Annotated in this window: 16 protein-coding genes; 5 read left to right on the top strand and 11 right to left on the bottom strand. The window is 73.0% G+C overall.

Going from position 1 to position 19,034, the window contains the following annotated elements:
- Positions 1 to 98: 98 nt before the first annotated feature.
- Entirely contained in the window at positions 99 to 713 is a 615-nt protein-coding gene (locus ACFYX4_RS15355; RefSeq protein WP_389331924.1) for a TetR/AcrR family transcriptional regulator, read from the bottom strand.
- Between the two features lie 148 nt (positions 714 to 861).
- On the opposite strand from ACFYX4_RS15355, the gene ACFYX4_RS15350 reads away from it, so the two are divergent.
- On the top strand, positions 862 to 1,848 hold the full coding sequence (locus ACFYX4_RS15350; protein ID WP_389331921.1) for an alpha/beta fold hydrolase: 987 nt from the start codon (positions 862 to 864) through the stop codon (positions 1,846 to 1,848).
- A 47-nt stretch (positions 1,849 to 1,895) separates the two neighbouring features.
- Here ACFYX4_RS15350 and ACFYX4_RS15345 read toward each other — a convergent pair whose 3' ends face one another.
- A complete protein-coding gene (locus tag ACFYX4_RS15345) occupies positions 1,896 to 2,420 on the bottom strand; it encodes a peptidoglycan-binding protein (protein WP_389331918.1) in 525 nt (174 codons plus the stop codon).
- A 139-nt stretch (positions 2,421 to 2,559) separates the two neighbouring features.
- On the opposite strand from ACFYX4_RS15345, the gene ACFYX4_RS15340 reads away from it, so the two are divergent.
- Positions 2,560 to 3,546 (top strand): ArsR/SmtB family transcription factor, encoded by a 987-nt coding sequence (locus tag ACFYX4_RS15340; RefSeq protein WP_389331915.1) that lies wholly within the window; start codon positions 2,560 to 2,562, stop codon positions 3,544 to 3,546.
- 16 nt (positions 3,547 to 3,562) lie between these two features.
- Here the strand turns inward: ACFYX4_RS15340 and ACFYX4_RS15335 are convergent, their stop codons facing one another.
- Both ACFYX4_RS15335 and ACFYX4_RS15330 read right to left on the bottom strand, forming a co-directional pair.
- Positions 3,563 to 4,192 (bottom strand): hypothetical protein, encoded by a 630-nt coding sequence (locus tag ACFYX4_RS15335; protein WP_389332998.1) that lies wholly within the window; start codon positions 4,190 to 4,192, stop codon positions 3,563 to 3,565.
- A gap of 271 nt (positions 4,193 to 4,463) precedes the next feature.
- Positions 4,464 to 7,595 (bottom strand): tetratricopeptide repeat protein, encoded by a 3,132-nt coding sequence (locus ACFYX4_RS15330; protein ID WP_389331912.1) that lies wholly within the window; start codon positions 7,593 to 7,595, stop codon positions 4,464 to 4,466.
- Between the two features lie 264 nt (positions 7,596 to 7,859).
- On the opposite strand from ACFYX4_RS15330, the gene ACFYX4_RS15325 reads away from it, so the two are divergent.
- Positions 7,860 to 8,309 carry a DUF2690 domain-containing protein gene (locus tag ACFYX4_RS15325; RefSeq protein WP_389331909.1) on the top strand — a complete coding sequence of 150 codons (450 nt, stop codon included), beginning with the start codon at positions 7,860 to 7,862 and terminating at the stop codon, positions 8,307 to 8,309.
- Between the two features lie 77 nt (positions 8,310 to 8,386).
- Here the strand turns inward: ACFYX4_RS15325 and ACFYX4_RS15320 are convergent, their stop codons facing one another.
- The 4 genes from ACFYX4_RS15320 to ACFYX4_RS15305 all read right to left on the bottom strand — a co-directional run bounded on the left by ACFYX4_RS15320 (position 8,387) and on the right by ACFYX4_RS15305 (position 13,594).
- Positions 8,387 to 9,514, bottom strand: coding sequence for an ABC transporter ATP-binding protein (locus ACFYX4_RS15320; protein WP_389331906.1), 1,128 nt, complete (start codon positions 9,512 to 9,514; stop codon positions 8,387 to 8,389).
- Positions 9,507 to 11,276, bottom strand: a complete 1,770-nt coding sequence (locus tag ACFYX4_RS15315; RefSeq protein ID WP_389331903.1) for an ABC transporter permease — start codon at positions 11,274 to 11,276, stop codon at positions 9,507 to 9,509. Before ACFYX4_RS15315 ends, ACFYX4_RS15320 begins: the two co-directional genes overlap by 8 nt.
- Before the next feature lie 29 nt (positions 11,277 to 11,305).
- Complete coding sequence (locus ACFYX4_RS15310) at positions 11,306 to 12,433, bottom strand: ABC transporter substrate-binding protein (protein ID WP_389331900.1); 1,128 nt, start codon at positions 12,431 to 12,433, stop codon at positions 11,306 to 11,308.
- A 180-nt stretch (positions 12,434 to 12,613) separates the two neighbouring features.
- Entirely contained in the window at positions 12,614 to 13,594 is a 981-nt protein-coding gene (locus ACFYX4_RS15305; RefSeq protein ID WP_389332995.1) for a Bug family tripartite tricarboxylate transporter substrate binding protein, read from the bottom strand.
- A 224-nt stretch (positions 13,595 to 13,818) separates the two neighbouring features.
- Here ACFYX4_RS15305 and ACFYX4_RS15300 point away from each other — a divergent pair, with 224 nt between their 5' ends.
- On the top strand, positions 13,819 to 15,453 hold the full coding sequence (locus ACFYX4_RS15300) for an ATP-binding protein (RefSeq protein ID WP_389331896.1): 1,635 nt from the start codon (positions 13,819 to 13,821) through the stop codon (positions 15,451 to 15,453).
- Positions 15,450 to 16,124 carry a response regulator gene (locus ACFYX4_RS15295; protein ID WP_389331893.1) on the top strand — a complete coding sequence of 225 codons (675 nt, stop codon included), beginning with the start codon at positions 15,450 to 15,452 and terminating at the stop codon, positions 16,122 to 16,124. Before ACFYX4_RS15300 ends, ACFYX4_RS15295 begins: the two co-directional genes overlap by 4 nt.
- Positions 16,125 to 16,154: 30 nt before the next feature.
- On the opposite strand, the gene ACFYX4_RS15290 is transcribed toward ACFYX4_RS15295, so the two are convergent.
- From ACFYX4_RS15290 to ACFYX4_RS15280, 3 genes are all read right to left on the bottom strand, one after another.
- Entirely contained in the window at positions 16,155 to 17,633 is a 1,479-nt protein-coding gene (locus ACFYX4_RS15290) for a glutamate--cysteine ligase (RefSeq protein ID WP_389331890.1), read from the bottom strand.
- A 430-nt stretch (positions 17,634 to 18,063) separates the two neighbouring features.
- Positions 18,064 to 18,318, bottom strand: a complete 255-nt coding sequence (locus ACFYX4_RS15285; RefSeq protein WP_389331887.1) for an EF-hand domain-containing protein — start codon at positions 18,316 to 18,318, stop codon at positions 18,064 to 18,066.
- Between the two features lie 48 nt (positions 18,319 to 18,366).
- A complete protein-coding gene (locus tag ACFYX4_RS15280; RefSeq protein WP_389331884.1) occupies positions 18,367 to 18,867 on the bottom strand; it encodes a DUF6629 family protein in 501 nt (166 codons plus the stop codon).
- Between the last annotated feature and the right edge of the window lie 167 nt (positions 18,868 to 19,034).

Genomic DNA, 19,034 nt, shown 5'->3' with positions numbered 1-19,034 from the left:
GTGTCACTGCCCGCGCGGCACGACGCCGGCGGACACGAACTGCGCTTGCGCCTTCCAGTCTGGTGCATCCGGCGGCCGGGGCGTCCAGGAGGCGGCGGTCACGGCCGGAGTCGCGCGGCCAGCCCCTCGAAGTAGCTGCGGTGCACGGCGGTCAGGTCCACCCGCTCGGGATCCAGCAGCCACAGCAGATGGGCCCCCTCGACGAACGCCGCCGTCTCCGCGGCCAGGACCTCCGGGTCCAGCTCGGCGCGGGCCGAACCGTCGGCCGCGGCGCGGGTGAACAGGGCGGTCAGATGAGCCCGCAGCGCCCGGCCGCGGTCGCGGAACCAGTCGTGCAGCGCGGCGCCCGGGGCGAGGTTCTCCGCGGTCAGCGTGGTGTGCAGGGCGGTCAACTCCCGTTCCGTGGCGGCGGTGTGCTCGGCGTCGCGGACGAACCAGTCGAAGGCCTGGTCGAGGGTGGGTTCGGCGTCCGGCGTCGCGGACAGCCGCGCCAGGGCACGCCGGTCGGCCTCCTCCAGCACGGCCCGGACGAGTCCGTCCTTGCTGCCGAAGTGGTGGATGAGGGCGGAGGGCGTCGCGCCGGCGCGCTCGGCGATCGCGGCCACCCCCGTGCCGCGCACCCCCTGCCGCGCGAACAGCTCGATCGCGGCGTCGACCATGGCGCGACGACGCTCCACGCCCCGCTTCTGCACCTGCCCCTTGACTCCGGCCATGGGGATCAGGGTGCCGGGCGGGGGCACGGCGGCCAAATCGGCCCGGGGGGAGATCGGCCCCGGCGCGAGGGGAGCCCCGCGTGCGAGCGCCCCCGGCGGGCGGAAAACCGCGTGCGCCGGCGATCCCGAGCCATTATCTTGAACGACCATGCAGGAAAATAAACTGAGCGGTGAACGGTGGACCGGCCGCGAGCGATTCGTCAGCGTGGGCGAAGTCCGGCTGTGGGCGGAGGAGTTCGGCGATCCGGGGCATCCGGCCGTGCTCCTGGTGATGGGGGCGCAGGCCCAAGGCGTGCAGTGGAACGACGGCATCGTCCGGCGCCTGGTCGACGGGGGCCGCCGGGTCATCCGCTACGACCACCGCGACACCGGGCGCTCCTCGACGGTCGACTTCGCCGTCCGGCCTTATACCGTCGCCGACATGGCGTCGGACGCGCTCGCCGTCCTGGACGCCTTCGGGGTGGAGCGGGCCCATCTGGTGGGCGCGTCCCTCGGCGGCGTGATCGCCCAGCTGCTGGCCGTCGCCCACCCGCGCCGGGTGCTGACCCTGACGGTCCTCTCGTCCCAGCCGCTCGGCACGGACACGTCGGCGGCGGTGCGGCGAGCGCTGGCGGGGGACCCGCCGAAGCCCGGCGAACTCCCGCCGCCCAAACTGGAGTTGCTGGCCGCGCTCACCTCGGCGTTCCCCGGCCCTGAGGCGGACGTCGAGGCGTACCTCGCCGCCCGGCTGCCGCTGTGGCGGGTGCTGCACGGCTCGGTGCTGCCGTTCGAGGAGGACGAGTACCGGGCCATGGAGCGGCGGGTGCACGAGCGGACGCGCGATCCGCGGGCCGCGCTCAACCACGCCCTCGCCGGGGCCGCCGGGGTCGACCCCGCCCTCGATCCGGCCTCCGTCACCGCCCCGACGCTGGTGCTGCACGGCACCGAGGACCCGATGTTCCCGCCCGAGCACGCCGAGGCGACGGCCGCCGCCGTGCCCGGCGCCCGTCTGGTCCTGATCGAGGGCATGGGCCACACCCTGCCCGTGGCGCTGGACGACCGCCTGGCCGGCGAGATCCTCGGCCACACGGCGCGCGGCGAGCGCGAAGTCGGCGGCACGGACGAGGACGATCGCGAAGTCGGCGGCACGGAATAGGACTTGGGCCCCCGTGACGACGTATGGGGCCCGGTCGTCCGACGTCCTCAGCAGGTGTTGTAGTTGTAGCCCGCGATGCGCCCGCTGCCGCCGCCGTCGGGGAAGTGGTAGCGGCCGTCGCTGTCGCGGCTGAGCGTGAACGAGCGGCTCAGGCCGATGTAGGTGTCGACGGCGCCGTTCCCGTCGATGTCCCGCAGCCACTTCCCGGCCTCGGTCCAGGTCTGGCGGCCCGCGGAGCCGTCGACGGACAGGTTCCAGGAGTCCTGCCAGGCGGCGGTCGCGTTGTAGGTGTTGGTGCCGAAGTCGCCGTCGATCCCGGCGGCGGCGAGCTTGCCGTCCGCCCACAGGATCTTCTGCCACAGGCAGGTGGCGTTGGACGTCCGGTTGGTGCCGGTCGAGACGATGCCCTCGTCGTTCCAGTCGTCGGCGAACGCGCCGCCGCCGTAGACGTAGGCCCGGCCGCTGTAGGTTCCGCTGGCGGCGGCCGGGGAGGCGCTGAGCCCGAGGACGGCGGCGGTGAGGGCGCCGACCGTGCCGACGAGGAGTCTCGCTCGCTTGGTGTCCGTTCGCATGGAAGTGTGTCCTCTCCCTGGAGCCGGCCCCGTCGGGGCCGGCTGCGGCTTGACGCGAGACGGATCTTGCCAGTCCAGGATTGACGTGCCCATGATGTTCCGGCCTGCCTTAAAGGCCGAGGTCCTCGGGGGGAATCCGATGCTCCGCATTCATTTCACCGACGCCGACCTTGCCCGCACCCGGGTGGCCCGCGGGCCGGATCCGCTGTGGGAAGTCGCGTTCAGCCTGCACCGCTTCCAGACCCGGCAGGGCCGCTGGGCCTACGCCGACTGGTACCGCGCCACCACCCGCGGACTGCGCGAACGCGGGCTCGCCCGCGCCGTGTCCACCGCGCTGCTGCCGCTGTTCTTCCGCGGCGCCTACTACCCCGACTTCCTCACACCGGCCGAGTCCCGCGACGGCCTCACGGCCGGCCTCGCGGCCGTCGAGGACACCCCGGCCGAACGGGTGAGCGAGGAGATCCGCCTGCTCACCCGCGTGTCCACCGTGCCGTCCTGGATGCTGAGACTGGGGGAGCGGGACGTCTTACGGGACGTCACCCGGACCATCCACGCCTACCACGACCTGGCGATCGCCCCGTACGGGGAGCGCATCCAGTCGCTGGTCGACGCGGACCGCTCGGCCCGCGCGCGCTGTCTGCTCGACGGCGGCACGGAACGGCTGCTGAGTGGCCTCGGGCCGACGATGCGCTGGCTGCCCCCGGTGCTGCACGTCGAGTACCCCGTCCAGGACCGCGACCTGTATCTGCGGGGCCGTGGCCTGCGGCTCGTGCCCTCCTACTTCCTCTGGCACGGACCCGTCGCCCTCGCCGACCCCGCCCTGGACCCCGTCCTCGTCTACCCCCTGCACCACCCGCCCGCCGCCCCGCGAGCCGAACTGCCCGGCTCCGCGCCGCTCGACGCGCTGCTCGGCCGCACCCGCACCGCCGTGCTCCGCGCGGCGGCCTCTGGCGCGACCACCGGCGAACTGGCCCGCCTGGCCGGCGTATCCGCCTCGGGGGCCAGCCAGCACGCCGCCGTCCTGCGCAAGGCGGGCCTGATCACCAGCCACCGCCGGGCCTCGACGGTCCTGCACACCGTGACCCCTCTTGGCGCGGCCCTGTTGCGCGCGGATCACACTGAGTGAGTGCGGCTCGTGGCGATCAGTACCGCTGGGCCTTGGCGACCTCGCCGATCAGCTGGGGCTCGGGCGGCTTGCGGCTGATGGCGAGCGGCTGGGCGGTCTTGCCGGGGGCCAGGTCCTCGGCGCCGACGTAACGGGTTTCCACGACCTCGCCCTCGGCGGTGCGGAAGTCGACCTGGACCGCGTACGAGGCCGTCGTGTCCGTGCGGTTGGTGATGTTGACGACCAGGGCGAGCAGACCGCCGGTCTGGGCGCGGGGCTTGCCGGTGAGGGAGACGTCGGCCACGGCGTTGCCCTTGCCCTCGACGTTCTTCAGCTCCTTCTCGGCGGCGGCGTTGGCGCGTCCCACCTCGGCGGAGACCGAGGCCTCGAACTCCGAGGCGCGGGCCGACGCGGACGCCGCCCGGGAAGAGGCCGCGGCGGAGGCCGACGCCTTGAGGGAGTCGGCGAGCGACGCCATGGCGGACGGGGCCGCGCCCGTGAACGAGGCGGTGCCGGGCGCCGAGGGGCGCGGGCTGGCCGACGCCTCGCCGCCGCCTCCGCCGTCCCCGCCGCACGCGGTGAGCGACAGCACGCTCAGGACCGTGAAGAGGAGCGCCGTGACGATGGTCGCGGTCGTCGTTGCGGTTGCTTTCACGTCCCCGATCATCGGGCGGGCGCGTCCGCCGAGCCACTCGGCGACGGCCGAACGCGCCACGACCGCCGGGACTGCCGGGACCGTCGGGACCGCCGCGACCGTCGGGACCGCCACGACCGCCGGGACCGCCGGGACCGCCGGGACTGCCGGGACGGCCGCGACCGCCACGACCGCCACGACCGCCGGGACTGCCGGGACTGCCGCGACCGTCGGGACCGCCACGACTGCCGGGACGGCCGCGACCGCTGCGGCGGCGGAGGCGCGCACCGCCCGCCCCGCTCCGTCAGCCCTCCTCCTCCGCCCCGGGCTCGGCGGGCGTGCGGGCCGGCGCGTCCAGCAGCAGGAGCGCCTTGCGCACCTCGTCGACGCGGGGCGAGTCGAGCGCCGTGTAGAGCGCCAGCGCCGCCCGGAGATGGTGCGCGGCCTGTTCCGGATCCCGCAGCGCCTGCCGGACCAAGGCCGTGCCGAGGTGGGCGCGCGCCTGCTCCTCCCGCTCCTCGATCCCCGACGCCACGTCGAGCGCGGAGGCGTGCGCGTCGAGGGCCTCGGTGTGCCGTCCGGCCCCGTGCAGGGCCTCGCCCAGGCCGTTGAGGGCGCCGGCCTCGCCGTAACGCTCCCCGGTCCGGCGGAAGAGGTCCAGGGCCTGACGCTGGTGTCCGGCCGCTTCGTCGTACCGGCCGAGACCGTGCAGCGCGTTGCCCAGGTTGGACAGCGCGTGCCCCTCGCCGCCGGTGTTGCCGAGCCGCCGGAACAGGGCGAGCGCGCGCTCGAAGTACCCGGCCGCGGCCGGGTGGTCGCCCAGGCGGGCCACGACGATGCCCAGGTTGCCGAGCGCGCTGGCCTCGCCCAGCGGGTGCCCCGTCGCCCGGTAGAGCTCCAGCGCCCTGCGGTACTTCTCGATCGACGCCTGGTAGTCCTCCAGCAACTCGTGCACGATGCCGAGGTTGTTGAGCACGTCGGCCTCGCCGTGCGCGTCGCCCGCCGCGCGGAACAGCCCGACCGCCCGCTCGTGGTGCTCGGCGGCCTCCCGGTACTGCCCGCGCAGTTCGTGCAGCACGCCGACGTTGGTCAGATGGCGGGCCTCGCCGGTGCGGTAGCCGATGCGCCGGCACAGCGCGAGCGCGGTCTCGTGGTGCCGGTGGGCGCTGTCGTAGTCCCCGAGCCGCCGGTGCACCGCACCCAGGCAGACCAGTACGTCGGCCTCGCCGCGGGTGTCGCCGGCGGAGCGGGCCGCGCGCAGGGCGTGGGTGTGGACGGCGAGGGCGTCGGCGTAGTGCCCGGACCGCTCGTAGTGCCGGTGCAGGGTGGTGGCGAGCCGGACGGTGTGCCCGGACGGGCCGGGCTCCTCGGTCCGTGAGCACAGCGCCACCAGGGTGGGCTGGGCGGCGGCCAGCCAGGCGCGGCACTCCTCGGCCGTCCGCAGCGGCGGCAGCCCGGCCGGCGGCAGGTCGACGGCGGGGCGCAGATGGCGTTCGGCCGGGTAGAGCAGGTCCATGGCCGCCGCGGACGCGCCCAGGCAGTGGTCCAGCAGCCGGGCCACGGCGGCGTCCCGCTCCCGCGCCGGATCGTGCCGGGCGGCCAGCTCGCCGGCGTAGGCCCGCAGCAGGTCGTGCATGCCGTGCCGGCCGGGACCGGTCCGCCCTGCCAGGTGCGCCCGGGCGAGCACGTCGAGCGCCCGCCGGGTGCGGTCGGCGGTCTCGCCGGCCAGGGCGGCGGCGGAGTGCACGTCGAAGTCGGGCCCGGGGTGCAGGCCCAGCAGCCGGAACAGCCGGGCGGGCAGCTCGGGGAGCCGGTCGTAGGACCAGGAGAAGACGGCGCGGACCGCGGCCCGGGGGTCGTCGCCGCCGTCCAGCAGGTCCAGCCGCCGCCGTCGGTCCCGCAGTTCGCCGACCAGGTCGGACAGGGACTCGGCGGGACGCGACAGCACGAGCTCGGCCGCCACCCGCAGGGCCAGCGGCAGCCGCCCGCACTGCTCGGCCAGGGCCGCGGCCCCGTCCGGCTCGGCGTCCACGCGCGGCCCGATCAGCGCGCGCAGCAGCGCCGTCGCGTCGGCGGGGGACAGCGCGTCGAGGATCACCCGGTGCGCTCCGTGCACCGACACCAGCGACGCCAGCGCGTCCCGGCTCGTGATCAGCACCCGGCAGTCGGAGCCGCCCGGCAGCAGCGGTCTGACCTGGGCGGCGGAGGCCGCGTTGTCGAGGACGACCAGCAGCCGCCGTCCGTCGACGGCCGTCCGGTAGCGCGCCGCCCGGTCGTCGAGCCGCAGCGGGATCTCCGGCCCGGGGACGCCGAGCGCGGTGAGGAACCCGGCGAGCGCCTGGGCCGCCGACACCGGCTCCTCCGGGTCGTAGCCCCGCAGGTCGACGTAGAGCTGCCCGTCGGGGAAGGCGTCCCGCACCCGGTGCGCCCAGTGGACGGCCAGTGCGGTCTTGCCGACTCCCGCGGTGCCGGAGACGGCGGAGACGACCACCGCCGCCGTCCGGCAGACGTCCTCCTCGGCGAGCAGATTCCTGGTCAGGTCCGCGAGTTGCTCGTCACGTCCGGTGAAGGGGCGGATGTCCATGGGGAGTTGGGCCGGGACGGGCGCAGTGGCGGCGGCGACGGCCGGGGCGGGCGTGGGGCGCGGTGCTGCGGGCGGCTGCCCGGCGTCGCTCTCGCTCGCCAACTCCTCGTACGCCGAACGCAGTTCGCGCCCCGGGGCGACGCCCAGTTCGTCGGCGAGCTGCTTCCGGATCCCGGTGTAGGCGTGCACCGCCTCCGCCGTCCGCCCGGCCTCGCCCAGCGCGCGGACGAGCATCGCCGCCAAGGGCTCGGACAGGGGGTGCTCGGCCGCCAGGGGCCGCAACAGGCCGGGCACTTCCTGCGGTCTTCGCTCGCGCAGGAGGGCCCCGGCCCAGGCGAGCGCCGCCTCGATCCGCTCGCCGGTCCACACGGTCCGCATGCGCTCGGCCCACGCCCCCGACGGCTCCGGCAGCGGCGTGCCGCGCCACAGCCGCAGCGCCTCCTCCAGGAGGCGGGCCCGCTCGGCCCCGTCGGCGCACGCGCCGCCCCGGGCGACGAGCGCGCGGAAACGCAGCAGGTCGACGGCGTCCTCGTCGGCCTCCAGGACATAGCCGCCGGAGGTCCTGACGACACGGAGCGCCCCGCCCTCCCCGTCGCGCGGGCCCGCCTCGGACTCGGCCGACGCGGCGTCCTCCAGGAGCCGTCGCAGCCGGCTGATGTGCGCGTACAGGACCGACCTGGCCCCGTCTGGCGGGTCGGTGTCCCACACGCGGTCGATCAGGGCGTCCACGGGGACGGGCCGGCCCGCGTCCGCGGCCAGCGCGGCGAGCACCGCTCGCCGGCGCGGCTGCCCCACCTCGCGCGCGCGCCCCGCGACGCGCAGCTCCAGGGGGCCGAGCAAATGCAGTCTCACCGCTGACGCCGGGCTTCCACTAGTCCTCCGATTCGATCCGTCACCCCCGTGACCGGCCGGCTCCGCGCCGGACGTCACAAGGTTTTCGCAAGGTCCACCGTAGATCCTCACGGCGCAGGTCGTCAGGCGTTCCGCCGTACGAACCAGCCCCACGGGACAACAACCTGACGACGTGTCATATCGGCCGCGCGGGTCCCTGTCGTACGGGGTTCGGCAGGGACCCGGGTCGACCTGGACGCAGAACACCCCAAGAGGAGACAGAACATGAACCTTCGGCGCTGGGCCGCGGCCGCGTCCGTCCTGCTGATGGCCGGGGCGGGCACCGCCGTCGCCGCCCCCGCGCACGCGGCTCCCACCGCGAGCTGCTACGGCGCGTCCTGCGAGGGCAAGGACCCCGAGACCTACTGCGGGGACGACGCGACGTCCCCCGTGGCCGGCGTCCAGCTCGGCCAGGCCTACCTGGAGCTGCGCTACAGCCCGAGCTGTCGGGCGGCGTGGGCGCGCATCTCCCGCGCGAGCTACGGCAACGGCCAGTTCACCCCGTTCGCCACCGTCCACCGCAACTCCGACGGGCGGGAGTACACCTGCTCCGTGCCGCGCGGCGCCACGAGCTGCTACACCCGGATGGTCAACGACATCAACGTGACCTCCTTCGCCAAGGGCGAGTGGGACAGCGGCGCGCGGACCTACAACGGTCGCACGTCGAGCTACTGACACGCACCTGCCCCGGTGTGAGGCTGGGCCCGCCGCGACGTACGCGGCGGGCCCTGCCCTGTTGTACTGACGGATCGTCACGCGGAGACGGTCAGCAAGTCCCGCTGCTCCTCCGGGAGTTCCACGGCGTCGGCGTAGAGCAGCGCGTCCGCGGGCTCGAAGACGAGCGCCACCTCGTCCGCCAGGCCGCCCCGATGGCTGAGCACCTGCACGGCCCGGTCGCCGAGCCGGACGTCGTACTCGTAGCGAGAGCCGACGTAGGAGCTGGTGACGACCTGCGTGTCGAGCCGGTTCGCGGCGGACGGCGCGGCGTTCGGCGGGACCACCTCCAGGCGCTCCGGGCGGATCGCCACGGTGACGGAGCCGCCGGCCGGGACGCGCCGCTCGCTGTCCACCCGCACCACGTCGCCGGTGCAGTCCAGGCGGACCTCGTGCCGGTCGCCGTTCTGCGCGGTCACCTTGCCGGTGAGGAAGTTGCAGCGGCCCACGAAGGCGGCCACGGCGGGGGCGGCGGGCCGCTCGTAGATCTCGTGCGGAGTGCCGATCTGGATCATGTTGCCGCCCTCCATGACGGCGATCCGGTCGCTCAGGGCGAGCGCCTCCTCCTGGTCGTGGGTGACGTAGACGGTGGTGATGCCCAGGTCCTCCTGGAGGCGCTTGAGCCAGGCGCGGGCCTGTTCGCGGAGCTTGGCGTCGAGGTTGGACAGCGGTTCGTCGAGCAGCAGGACGGACGGCGAGTACACCAACGCCCGTGCCAGCGCGACGCGTTGCTGCTGCCCGCCGGAGAGCTGGTGCGGGTAGCGTCCGCTGAGGTCGGCGAGGCCGACCTTGTCCAGCGCGTCGTGGATCAGCGTCTTCTGCCGTTCCTTGGGCACCTTGCGGATGTTCAGGGGGAGGGCGAGGTTCTTGGCGATGGTCATGTGCGGCCACAGCGCGTAGGACTGGAAGACCATGCCGAGGTTGCGCTCCTCGGGCGGCAGGAACACCCCGGCCGCGCTGTCGACGAAGGTCCGCCCGCCGACGGTGATGGAGCCCTCGGTGGGCTGCTCCAGACCGGCGATGCAGTTCAGCGTCGTGGACTTGCCGCAGCCGCTGGCCCCGAGCAGGGTGAAGAACTCGCCGTCGGCGATGGTGAAGGTCACGTCCCGCAGGACGGAGTTCTCCCCGAACGTCTTCGCCAGGTTCTTGACGGTCACCTCAGGCATGGTGCTTTCCCTTCATGAGCAGTCCTGCGAGTGAGACGAAGACCGCGGTGATGGCGATCTGGAGGGTGGCCAGCGCGGCGACGGACCCGGCCCGGCCCTGCGTCCAGAGGCTGAGCATGGTGGTGCCGAGGATGTTGTTGTCCGCGGAGCTCAGGAACACGGCAGGCGAGTACTCCTTGAGCATGATCACGAAGGTGAGCACCAGGGCTCCGGCGAACGCCGGGGTGATCAGGGCCCGCAGCACCCGGAAGAACGTCATCAGCCAGTCGGCCCCCGACACCCTCGCCGCGTTGTCCAGTTCGCCGCCGATCTGCATGATCGCCGGGGCGACCGAGCCGAACGCGCTGGGCAGGGCCCGCATCCCGAAGGCGATGACGACGGCGTACACCGTGCCCTGGAGCACCGACCCGATGTCGAACGGGGCGAGGGCGAAGGCCCAGAAGAAGCCGATGCCGATGATGATGCCGGGCAGCGACTGGGGGATCAGCGCCAGGTACTCCACCGCCTTGCCGAACCGGAAGGAGGAGCGGCGCGCCACCATCACGGCGAACACGGCGAGCACGCTGACCAGGACCGAGCCGACGCCGGCGACGATCAGGCTGTTCCACAGCGACTGCACGTAGTTGTCCGAGTCGAAGACGATCTCGTAGTTCTTCGTGGTCGCCGTCTTCAGCGGCGACTGGAGCGGGGTGAACACCAGCGTGAACGACCGCAGCACCAGGCCGGTGATCGGGACCAGGGCGCCCACGACGACGTAGAGCCAGATGAACGCGATGCTCACCCACTTCAGCCAGCCCAGGTCGAGCTTGCGCGGGCGGGTCACCTTGCCGCGCACCGACACGAACCGGGCGGCGTCCTTGAGCAGCTTCGCCTGCACGGCCACCAGGCTCAGCGTGAGCAGCAGGATCAGCGTGGAGGCGGCGCCCAGCATCGTGTAGTCGGGGTCCACCGACTGGAGGCCGTTGTGGTAGAGGAACGTCGAGAACACGTCGACGCCCACGGGCTGGCCGTACAGCAGGGGCACGCTCAGCGTCTCGATCGACACCGAGAAGACGAGGATGGCGCTGTAGACGATGGGCGGCCGCAGCAGCGGGACGACCACCTGGCCGAGGATCCTGAGCGGTCCGGCGCCGCAGACCTGGGCGGCCGACTCCAGGGAGGCGTCCGACTGGCGCAGCGCGTTGGCGCAGAACACATAGGCGATCGGGGCGAGCGCCACGGCCTCGGTGAGCGCCATCCCGGGGATGGAGTACAGGTTCCACGGCACCGAGCCGAGCAACTGCTGCACCTTGACGCTGACGAACCCGGCCGGGCCGTACATGATGATCCAGCCGAAGCCCAGGATCAGCGAGGAGATGAAGAACGGCCACTGCATCGCCAGGGCGATCAGCCGGCCGCCCGGCAGCTGGGTGCGGACCACGACGATCGCCATGGGGATGGCGATGGCCAGGCTCAGCAGCGTGGTCAGCGAGGCGAACAGCAGGGTGTTCAGGGCCACTTCGCCGAAGCCGGCCTCGGTGAAGAGGCTCTTGTAGCCGCTGAGGGTGAAGGCCCCGCCGGCCTCGTACAGCGGGCGGTTGCGCACGCTCTGGTAGAGGGTCGGGACGATCGGCGCGAGGACCAGGACGGCGAGGAACGCGAGGACCGCGTACTGGACGACCTGGTCCCTTCCGATGCCGAAGGGGCGGCGGTAGCGCGGCGGTTCGAACGTGTCCGTCCGGTCGTCCGACGGTGTGCGGGGCGGTGTGGTGAGGGTGGTCATGGGCGCTGGCTCCGATCGTCCCGACAGGCCTACTTGCGGAGTCCGTTGAAGCGGTCGAGCCAGGCGGCGGCGTCGTTCTTCGCGACCGGGGAGTACTCGACGTGGATGATCTTGTCCTCGCCGACCGCGTCCACGACCTCCTGGTAGGTGTGCAGGCCCTCGCCCTTGACGCCCTCCCGGTAGGAGGCCAGGCCGCCTTCGGCGACCGCGCGCTGACCCTCCTCCGCCAGGGCGAAGTCGAGGAACAGCTTGGACGTCGCCGGGTGCGGCGCCTCGGCGGCGATGCCGAGTCCGCGGGGGAGGACCACGGTGCCGTCCTGCGGGAAGACGATCTTCACCAGTCCGGCGCTGTCCTCGACGACCGGGTAGGCCGGGGAGGCGCTGATCAGGAAGCCGGCCGAGTACTCACCGGAGACGATCTTCTCCAGCTGGGTGCCGGAGGAGGTCTCCGGGCGGGTCAGCGGCAGGATCTTCGCCAGCGCGTCCCACGCCCCGGCGTTGCCCTCGGTGAGGGCGCGGGTCACCGTGAAGCCGAACGAGCCCTTCGGGTCACGGACCGTCACCTTGTTCTTGAACTTGCCCTCGTCGGCGGTGACGATCTTCGCGAGGTCGGCGAGGCCGGTCGGCGGCTTCTCCACCAGCGAGGTGTTGTAGGCGATCGTCATCGGGTCCTGCGACATCGAGTACACGCCGGGCAGCAGCTGCGCCTTCTCGCCGAGCTTCGGCAGCTCCGGCGTCTCGTACTGGAGGACGGTGTCCTTGCGTCCGGCGAAGTCGGCCCACGCGCTCGCCGCGCTGGAGATCAGCACGTCCGCCGGCGAAGACCCGGCCGCGTTCTCCGACAGGACCTTCTGGAACAGCTCGTCGCTGTCGAGCTCGTTGACCGAGACGGTCTTGATGAAGTCGTACTTCTTCTTGAAGTCCCGCACGATCGGGGCCATGTTCTCGTCGCCGAGGTTGGAGTAGACGGTGAGCTTGCCGCCCTCCTTCTTGGCCGCCTCGATCAGCGTGGCGTAGTCCTCGGGGTAGTAGGAGGGCACCTGGCCCGCGGAGATCTTGTTCTCGGCCACCTTGGTCTCGTCGCCGCCGCAGGCGGTCAGCGTCCCGAGGGCGAGGGTCAGGGCGACGGCGGTGGTGGCGGGACGGAATGCGGGCATGGGGTTCCTCCTCGTGCGTGCCGACTGGCACCTGTTGCCGGGAGGTTAGGGAGCCGGATCGGCGCGGTAAATGCGTCCGGCGGCTGCGGTCGTAGTGGTCCTTTTGGTCGTTGTGGTCGTGACCTGAGTCACCGTCCACGCACCCCTGAGCCACCCCTGGCTCACCCCGCGAACGGGGGTTCAGGTGAGCCCGAGATCCGCCAGCACCGCCTTGACCTGGACGGCCTGCTGCCCCACGTAGGCGGCGAACGCGTCGCCGGTCAGGAACGCGTCGTCCCAGCCGTTGCGCTCCAGCGTCGCCCGCCACTGCGGCGAGTCGTGCAGACCGGCGAACGCCTTCACGAGCGCCCGGCGGTCCGTCTCGCTGATCCCCGGCGGGGCCACCACGCCACGCCAGTTGGTGAACTCCACGTCCACGCCCGCCTCCCGCAGCGTCGGCGCGTCCACCCCCTCGATCCGCTCCCGCCCGGTCACCGCCAGCACCCGCAGCGTGCCCGCCTCCACCTGGTCGATGTGCTCGCCGATGCCGGACACCCCGAACGCGACCTCACCGCCCAGCACCGAGGCCACCAACTCGCCCCCGCCGTCGAAGGGGACGTAACGCACCTTCCTCGGTTCGATCCCGACCGCCTTCGCCATCAGCATCGGCGCCAGATGGTCCGGCCCGCCCACCGCGGACCCGCCGCCCACCGTCACCTCGCCCGGACGCGCCTTCCAGTCGGCGATCAGCTGCCGGATGTCGGTGTACCGCGAGTCCGCCGGCACCACGACGATCTCCGACTCCTCCAGCAGCCGGGCGATCGGCGTCGTGTCCGCCAGCGTGAACCGCGACGCGTGCGCGTACACGCCGCCGATCACCCCCAGCGACATCTGCATGACGAGCCTGCCGTTGCCGTCCTCGCCGACCAGCCGCCCCAGACCCACCGTGCCGCTCGCCCCCGGCAGGTTGAACACCTCGACGTTGCCGGCGACGCCCACCTCCTCCATCACCTTCGCCGAGATGCGCGCCGTGACGTCGTGCCCGCCGCCCGGATTGTTCGGCGCCATGATCCGCAGCCCGGTCAGAGCGCCGTCCTGCGCGCCCCTGCCCACGGCGGTCCAGGTCCCCAGGCTCACCGCGACGGCCAGCGCCACCGCCACGCCGAGCAGCCTCGGCCGCACCCCCGGCCCTCTGCGCGCCCTCGCCGACTCGGTCACCGTGACTCCTGTTCGTCCGCCCCGGGGGAAATCCTGCGGCAGCCGCCCCCGCCCTGTCTGCCCCGGAGCGCGCCCACGCCCCGCGCCGGGGGGTTGTGGTCGTTGTGTTCACGCCGGGATGTATACGCTCCGGGCCGCGAAAGGTCACACTGTCGGCCAGGCGAAATCCGGCCGGAAGGGGGTGTGACGTGGGCGGAAAGGGTTCGCTGGCCCGTCGGCTCCTGGTGCTCCAGCTGCTCATCGTGCTCGTGCTGCTCGTCGCCGTCGCCGCGATCGCCGTCGAGCAGGCCGACCGCACCGTACGGGCCACGGAGTCCCGCCGGATGCTGGGCGTCGCCGAGGACCTGGCCGCCGACCCCAGCCTGCGCGAACTGCTCACCGACCCGGCGCAGCACCCCAACCTCGCGCCCTTCGCCACCCGGGCCCAGGTGCTCTCCGGGGCGAGTACGGTCGCGGTCGCCCGGCCCGACGGGACGATCCTCACCTCGCAGGACCCCCAGCAGATCGGCAAGCCGATGCGGTTCGGCGGCTCGACGGTGACCGAGGGCCGCGCCTGGGTCGGCGCACTCGACGGCTCGGTCGTCGCCCACGTCCCCGTGATCTCGGCCGAGACCCAGGGCATCAGCGGCTACGTCGCCGTCGAACGGGTCCCGCCGAACACCTGGCAGCTCCTCACCAGCGCCTTCCCCGAGCTGCTGGTGCTGCTCGGCATCGCCAGCGGACTCGGCGTCGCCGGCTCGCTCTCCCTCGCCTGGTGGCTGAAACGCCAGACCCTCGGACTGGAGCCCGCCGAGATCACCGGCCTCGTCGAACACCGCGAGGCCATGCTGCACGGCATCCGAGAGGGCGTCGTCGGCCTCGACCAGCAGCACCGGATCACCCTCGTCAACGACCCGGCCAAGGCCCTCCTGACCCTGCCCCCGGACGTGATCGGCCGCTCCGTGCACGACCTCGGCCTCAACGAGCGCCTCGTCGACGTCCTCACCGGCGCGGCCACCGGCAGCGACCAGATCGGACTGCGCCGCGGCAAGGTCCTCGTCCTGAACCGGATGTCCATCAGACGCGGCGACCGTACCCTGGGCGCCGTCGTCACCCTGCGCGACCGCACCGAGCTGATGCGGCTGCGCGACCAGCTCGACGCCACCCGCCACACCACCGACACCCTGCGCGCCCAGGCCCACGAGTTCAGCAACCGGCTGCACACCATCGCCGGGCTGATCGAACTCGGCGAGTATGACGAGGTCGGCCGCTATGTCAGCAGAGTCTCCGCCCGCCGCGACCAGTGGCACACCGAGGTGACCGCGAAGATCGCCGACAGCTCGGTCTCCGCCCTGCTCATCGCCAAGGCCAGCCTGGCCGCGGAACAGGGCGTCGGCCTGCGCCTGTCGGAGAGCTGCGCCCTCGGCCCCGTCGGCGAGGCGCTCTCCGCCGACCTGGTGACCGTGCTCGGCAACCTCGTCGACAACGCCCTGGACGCCCTGCGCGGACACACCGCGGACGGAGCGGGCTGGATCGAGGTCGCCGTCACCGAGGACGACGGGACCGGTGCCGGTGCCGGTGCCGGTGCCGGTGTTGGGGCCGGGGCCGGGGCCGTGCGGGTCGTCGTACGCGACTCCGGGCCGGGCATCGCCCCCGGCATCGCCGAGGAGGTCTTCCGCCACGGCTTCACCACCAAGGCCGCCGAACAGGGCGGTCAGCGCGGCCTCGGCCTCGCCATCACCCGGCAGACCTGCGTGCGCCGCGGCGGAACCGTCGGGGTCCACAACGCCGACGGCGCGGTGTTCACCGCGACCCTGCCGATCACCCCGGAGGTACGGGCATGATCCGAGTGCTCGTCGTCGACGACGACTTCATGGTCGCCAAGGTGCACAGCGGGTTCGTCGCCAAGACACCCGGATTCGTCGTCGTGGGCGTCGCCCACACCGGCAACGACGCCCTGCGCATGGTCGCCGAACTCGAACCCGACCTGGTCCTGCTCGACATCTACCTGCCCGACATCGACGGCCTCACCGTGCTGCGCCGGATCCGCACCGCGAGCGCCGTCCAGACCGACGTCATCGTCATCAGCGCCGCCAACGACATCGACACCATCCGCGGCACCATGCGCGGCGGCGTCCTGCACTACCTGATCAAACCGTTCACCTTCGGCGCGCTGTACGACCAGCTCCAGCACTTCGCCGCCCTGCACACCCGGCTCGGCGCGCTCACCGAGGCCGGGCAGGGCGACGTCGACCAGGTCTTCGGCAGCCGGCCCCGCGGCGCCGCCCCGCTGCCCAAGGGGCTCACCCCGCAGACCGCCGAACTGGTCGCCCGCGTGCTGCGCTCCGCGGACCCCGACATGTCCGCCGCCGACTGCGCGGTGGCCGCCGCGCTGTCCCGGGTCAGCGCCCGGCGCTACCTCGAACACTTCACCGAGACCGGTCGCGCCGAGGTACGCCTGCGGTACGGCGGCACGGGGCGTCCTGAGCGCCGGTACCGGTGGGTGGAGGACTGAGGCGGGCGGGTTGTGCGGGGGTGCTGCGGTTCAGTCGACCGGCCAGGTGTGGACCGGGGCGTTGAGATGCATGAAGTCGATGTACAGCTGCGTCATCCGCCGCAGCGCCTCGTGCCGGCCCGAGTGGTCGGAGTCCTCGATCCGATGGAACATCTCCTTCTGCCACACCGCGCCGTTGCGGCCGGTCACGCACCGCTGCTCGATCACGCCGAGCAGCGGCTCCCGCCAGGCCGAGTCCATCCCGGACAGCTCCAGCCCGCGGTGCGCCAGCGGCAGCAGCCGCCGCAGGACCAGTTCGGGCGCCGGCACCTCACCCATCCCCGGCCAGTACAGCGGCGCTTCGATGCCGTGCCGGGCCGCCGTGTGGAGGTTGTCCTCGGCGGCGGCGAACGACATCCGCGACCACACCGGCCGTTCCTCCTCCACCAGGGCGCGGGTCAGCCCGTAGTAGAACGCGCCGTTGGCGAGCGTGTCGGCGACGGTCGGCCCGGCGGGCAGCACCCGGTTCTCCACCCGCAGGTGCGGCATGTCGTGCGCGACGGCGTACACCGGCCGGTTCCAGCGGTAGATCGTGCCGTTGTGCAGGGTCAGCTCGGCGAGTTCGGGGATGTCGCCCTCGTCCAGGGTCTGCGTCGGCTCCTGTTCGTCGCACAGGGGGAGCAGGGCGGGGAAGTAGCGCAGGTTCTCCTCGAACAGGTCGAAGACGCTGTTGATCCACCGCTCCCCGAACCAGACCCGGGGGCGCACCCCCTGCACCTTGATCTCCTCCGGGCGGGTGTCGGTGGCCTGCTCGAACAGGGGGATCCGCGTCTCGTGCCACAGCTCCTTTCCGAACAGGAACGGCGCGTTCGCCGCCAGCGCGACCTGTACGCCGGCCGTGGCCTGCGCCGCGTTCCAGTAGGCGGCGAAGTCCTCCGGCGAGACCTGGAGATGGAACTGGGTGCTGGTGCACGCCGCTTCCGGGGTGATCGTGTCCGCGTAGGTGCGCAGCCGGTCGACGCCGTCCACCTCGATCCGCAGATCCTCGCCGCGCGCCGCGAACACCTGGTCGTTCAGGAGGCGGTAGCGCGGGTTCTCCGAGAGCGATGTCTCTCCGACGTCCTCCTGGCGCAGCGTGGGCAGGATGCCGATCATGATCAGATGGGCGTCGACGGTCCTGGCGCGCTCCTCCGCGTGATTGAGCGCGGCGCGGATCTCGGACTCCCAGGACTCCGGGCCGCCCTCCGTCAGCCGGCGCGGCGGAACGTTGATCTCCAGGTTGAACCGGCCCAGCTCGGTGGACCAGGCCGGATCCGCGATCGCCTCCAGCACGTCGTTGTTGCGCATCGCCGGTTCGGCCTCGCCGTCGACGAGGTTCAGCTCGATCTCCAGGCCCACCCGGGGCCACTCGGACTCGAACCGCGACTCACGCAGCATCTGCGCGAGCGCGTCGAGGCACTCCTGCATCTTGATCCGGTACCGGCGACGATCCTCCCGGGTGAAGACCATCGCCGGAACATCCCGTCCCATCGGCCCTCCCCATCTGGACGACACTCCCCTCCAGCGTCGCACCAGCGAGCGGGGTGGACCAGACGGGGGAGGAGGGGTGGGGGGCGGGAGGGGTGAGGCTGAGGGCTGGCCTGAGCTGGCCAGGGCCGTCCGGGGTGGTTCTGGATGGTGGCCGGGTGGGTGTGGGCGTCGGGCGGGTGTCGGTGAGGTCCGGGGCGGGCCTGGGGGGGTGTTGCCCTGCGGACCCGGGCTCCGGTGCCGGACCGGGTGCCGATGGGGCCCGGGTGCCGAAGGGCCCCGGTGCCGGCGCGGGCGGGCCGCCGACGGGCACGCGTCGCGGCGTCGGCCGGGTGTCGGTTGCCGTCGGGCTGCTCCGGCCGAAGCGGCGGCGCGCGTCAGCGTTGGCCGAAGCGGCAGCGCACCTCAGCGTCGGCCGCGGTCGCAGCGGGTGTCAGTGCCAGCCGAAGCGGCGGTCCACTACTGCTGCGAATTCCTCCAGGGTCAGGACCGCGTCCCCGTTCTGGTCGGCGGCGTCGAACAGGGCCGAGGAGGCGTCGGCGTCGCCCAGGCCCCAGAACGGCAGATCGCCCGAGGCCGCCAGGACCGGGCCCTTTCTGCGCAGGGCGACGATCACCTCCTCGCGGGTCAGCTCGCCGTTCTCGTCGAGGTCGAGCGCCTCGAACAGTTTCCGTGCCTTGTCACTCACCACGGCGTCCTCGCCCTCTCACCGGCGGGGCGGGCCGACCCGCCTCCCTCATCCACGGAACGCCTCCCGCCGCGCCCTGGTTCCCGGCACGGCGGACCGCGCGCGCACCCACCCGAACAGCACCATCGAGCACACCGCCGCGACCGCGCACCACGTCGACACGAACTCCATCCGCCACAGCGCCCAGCACACCGCCGCACCCACCGCGACCAGGCCCCCCAGCGCCACCAGCCACCGGTCGCCCGACAGCAGCAGCGAGCCCACGGTGGCCAGCAGATACCCCGCGACGAGCACGGACGGGTAGGAGAGATCGACCGCGTAGCCGACGGTGTGCCCGCGTATCTCCGCCGTCACCGGCCCGGTGGCCAGGGCGTACGCGAGCGTCGCCGAGGTCGCGACGCCGATCGCGAGCGGGAGGAACAGCCGGTGCCGGGCATGCGGCGCGGCGGCGCACACGGTGCCCACCGGCACCCACACCGCCGGCAGGGGCAGCGCGATGACGGCCCAGACGACAGTGGCGGGCCCCCTGCCCCCGTCCGAGGCCCACACCGCCGCCTCGACGAGTTGATGGGCCCCGAGCAGCAGCGACCGCCAGGGGGTCGGGGGAGCGCGTGTCGCAGTTCACAGATCCGCTTCCCTCGGGCACTTGATCCAATCCCGCCGCTGTCAGGAGAGTGGGGCATGTGCGCTCGACGATGACCGAGTGCACGGGGGGA

Source organism: Streptomyces sp. NPDC002328 (assembly GCF_042890065.1).
Lineage (GTDB): Bacteria > Actinomycetota > Actinomycetes > Streptomycetales > Streptomycetaceae > Streptomyces.
Note: the sequence above shows the minus strand (reverse complement) of the source record. Positions and strands in the feature narration are given on the sequence as shown.

What these genes read in the sequence shown, in the direction of transcription:
- ACFYX4_RS15295 (WP_389331893.1), top strand. Translation starts at nt 15,450, where the DNA reads ATGATCCGAGTGCTCGTCGTCGACGACGACTTCATGGTCGCCAAGGTG.
- ACFYX4_RS15350 (WP_389331921.1), top strand. Translation starts at nt 862, where the DNA reads ATGCAGGAAAATAAACTGAGCGGTGAACGGTGGACCGGCCGCGAGCGA.
- ACFYX4_RS15315 (WP_389331903.1), bottom strand. Translation starts at nt 11,276, where the DNA reads ATGACCACCCTCACCACACCGCCCCGCACACCGTCGGACGACCGGACG.
- ACFYX4_RS15335 (WP_389332998.1), bottom strand. Translation starts at nt 4,192, where the DNA reads ATGATCGGGGACGTGAAAGCAACCGCAACGACGACCGCGACCATCGTC.
- ACFYX4_RS15310 (WP_389331900.1), bottom strand. Translation starts at nt 12,433, where the DNA reads ATGCCCGCATTCCGTCCCGCCACCACCGCCGTCGCCCTGACCCTCGCC.
- ACFYX4_RS15345 (WP_389331918.1), bottom strand. Translation starts at nt 2,420, where the DNA reads ATGCGAACGGACACCAAGCGAGCGAGACTCCTCGTCGGCACGGTCGGC.
- ACFYX4_RS15355 (WP_389331924.1), bottom strand. Translation starts at nt 713, where the DNA reads ATGGCCGGAGTCAAGGGGCAGGTGCAGAAGCGGGGCGTGGAGCGTCGT.
- ACFYX4_RS15325 (WP_389331909.1), top strand. Translation starts at nt 7,860, where the DNA reads ATGAACCTTCGGCGCTGGGCCGCGGCCGCGTCCGTCCTGCTGATGGCC.
- ACFYX4_RS15290 (WP_389331890.1), bottom strand. Translation starts at nt 17,633, where the DNA reads ATGGGACGGGATGTTCCGGCGATGGTCTTCACCCGGGAGGATCGTCGC.
- ACFYX4_RS15340 (WP_389331915.1), top strand. Translation starts at nt 2,560, where the DNA reads ATGCTCCGCATTCATTTCACCGACGCCGACCTTGCCCGCACCCGGGTG.
- ACFYX4_RS15320 (WP_389331906.1), bottom strand. Translation starts at nt 9,514, where the DNA reads ATGCCTGAGGTGACCGTCAAGAACCTGGCGAAGACGTTCGGGGAGAAC.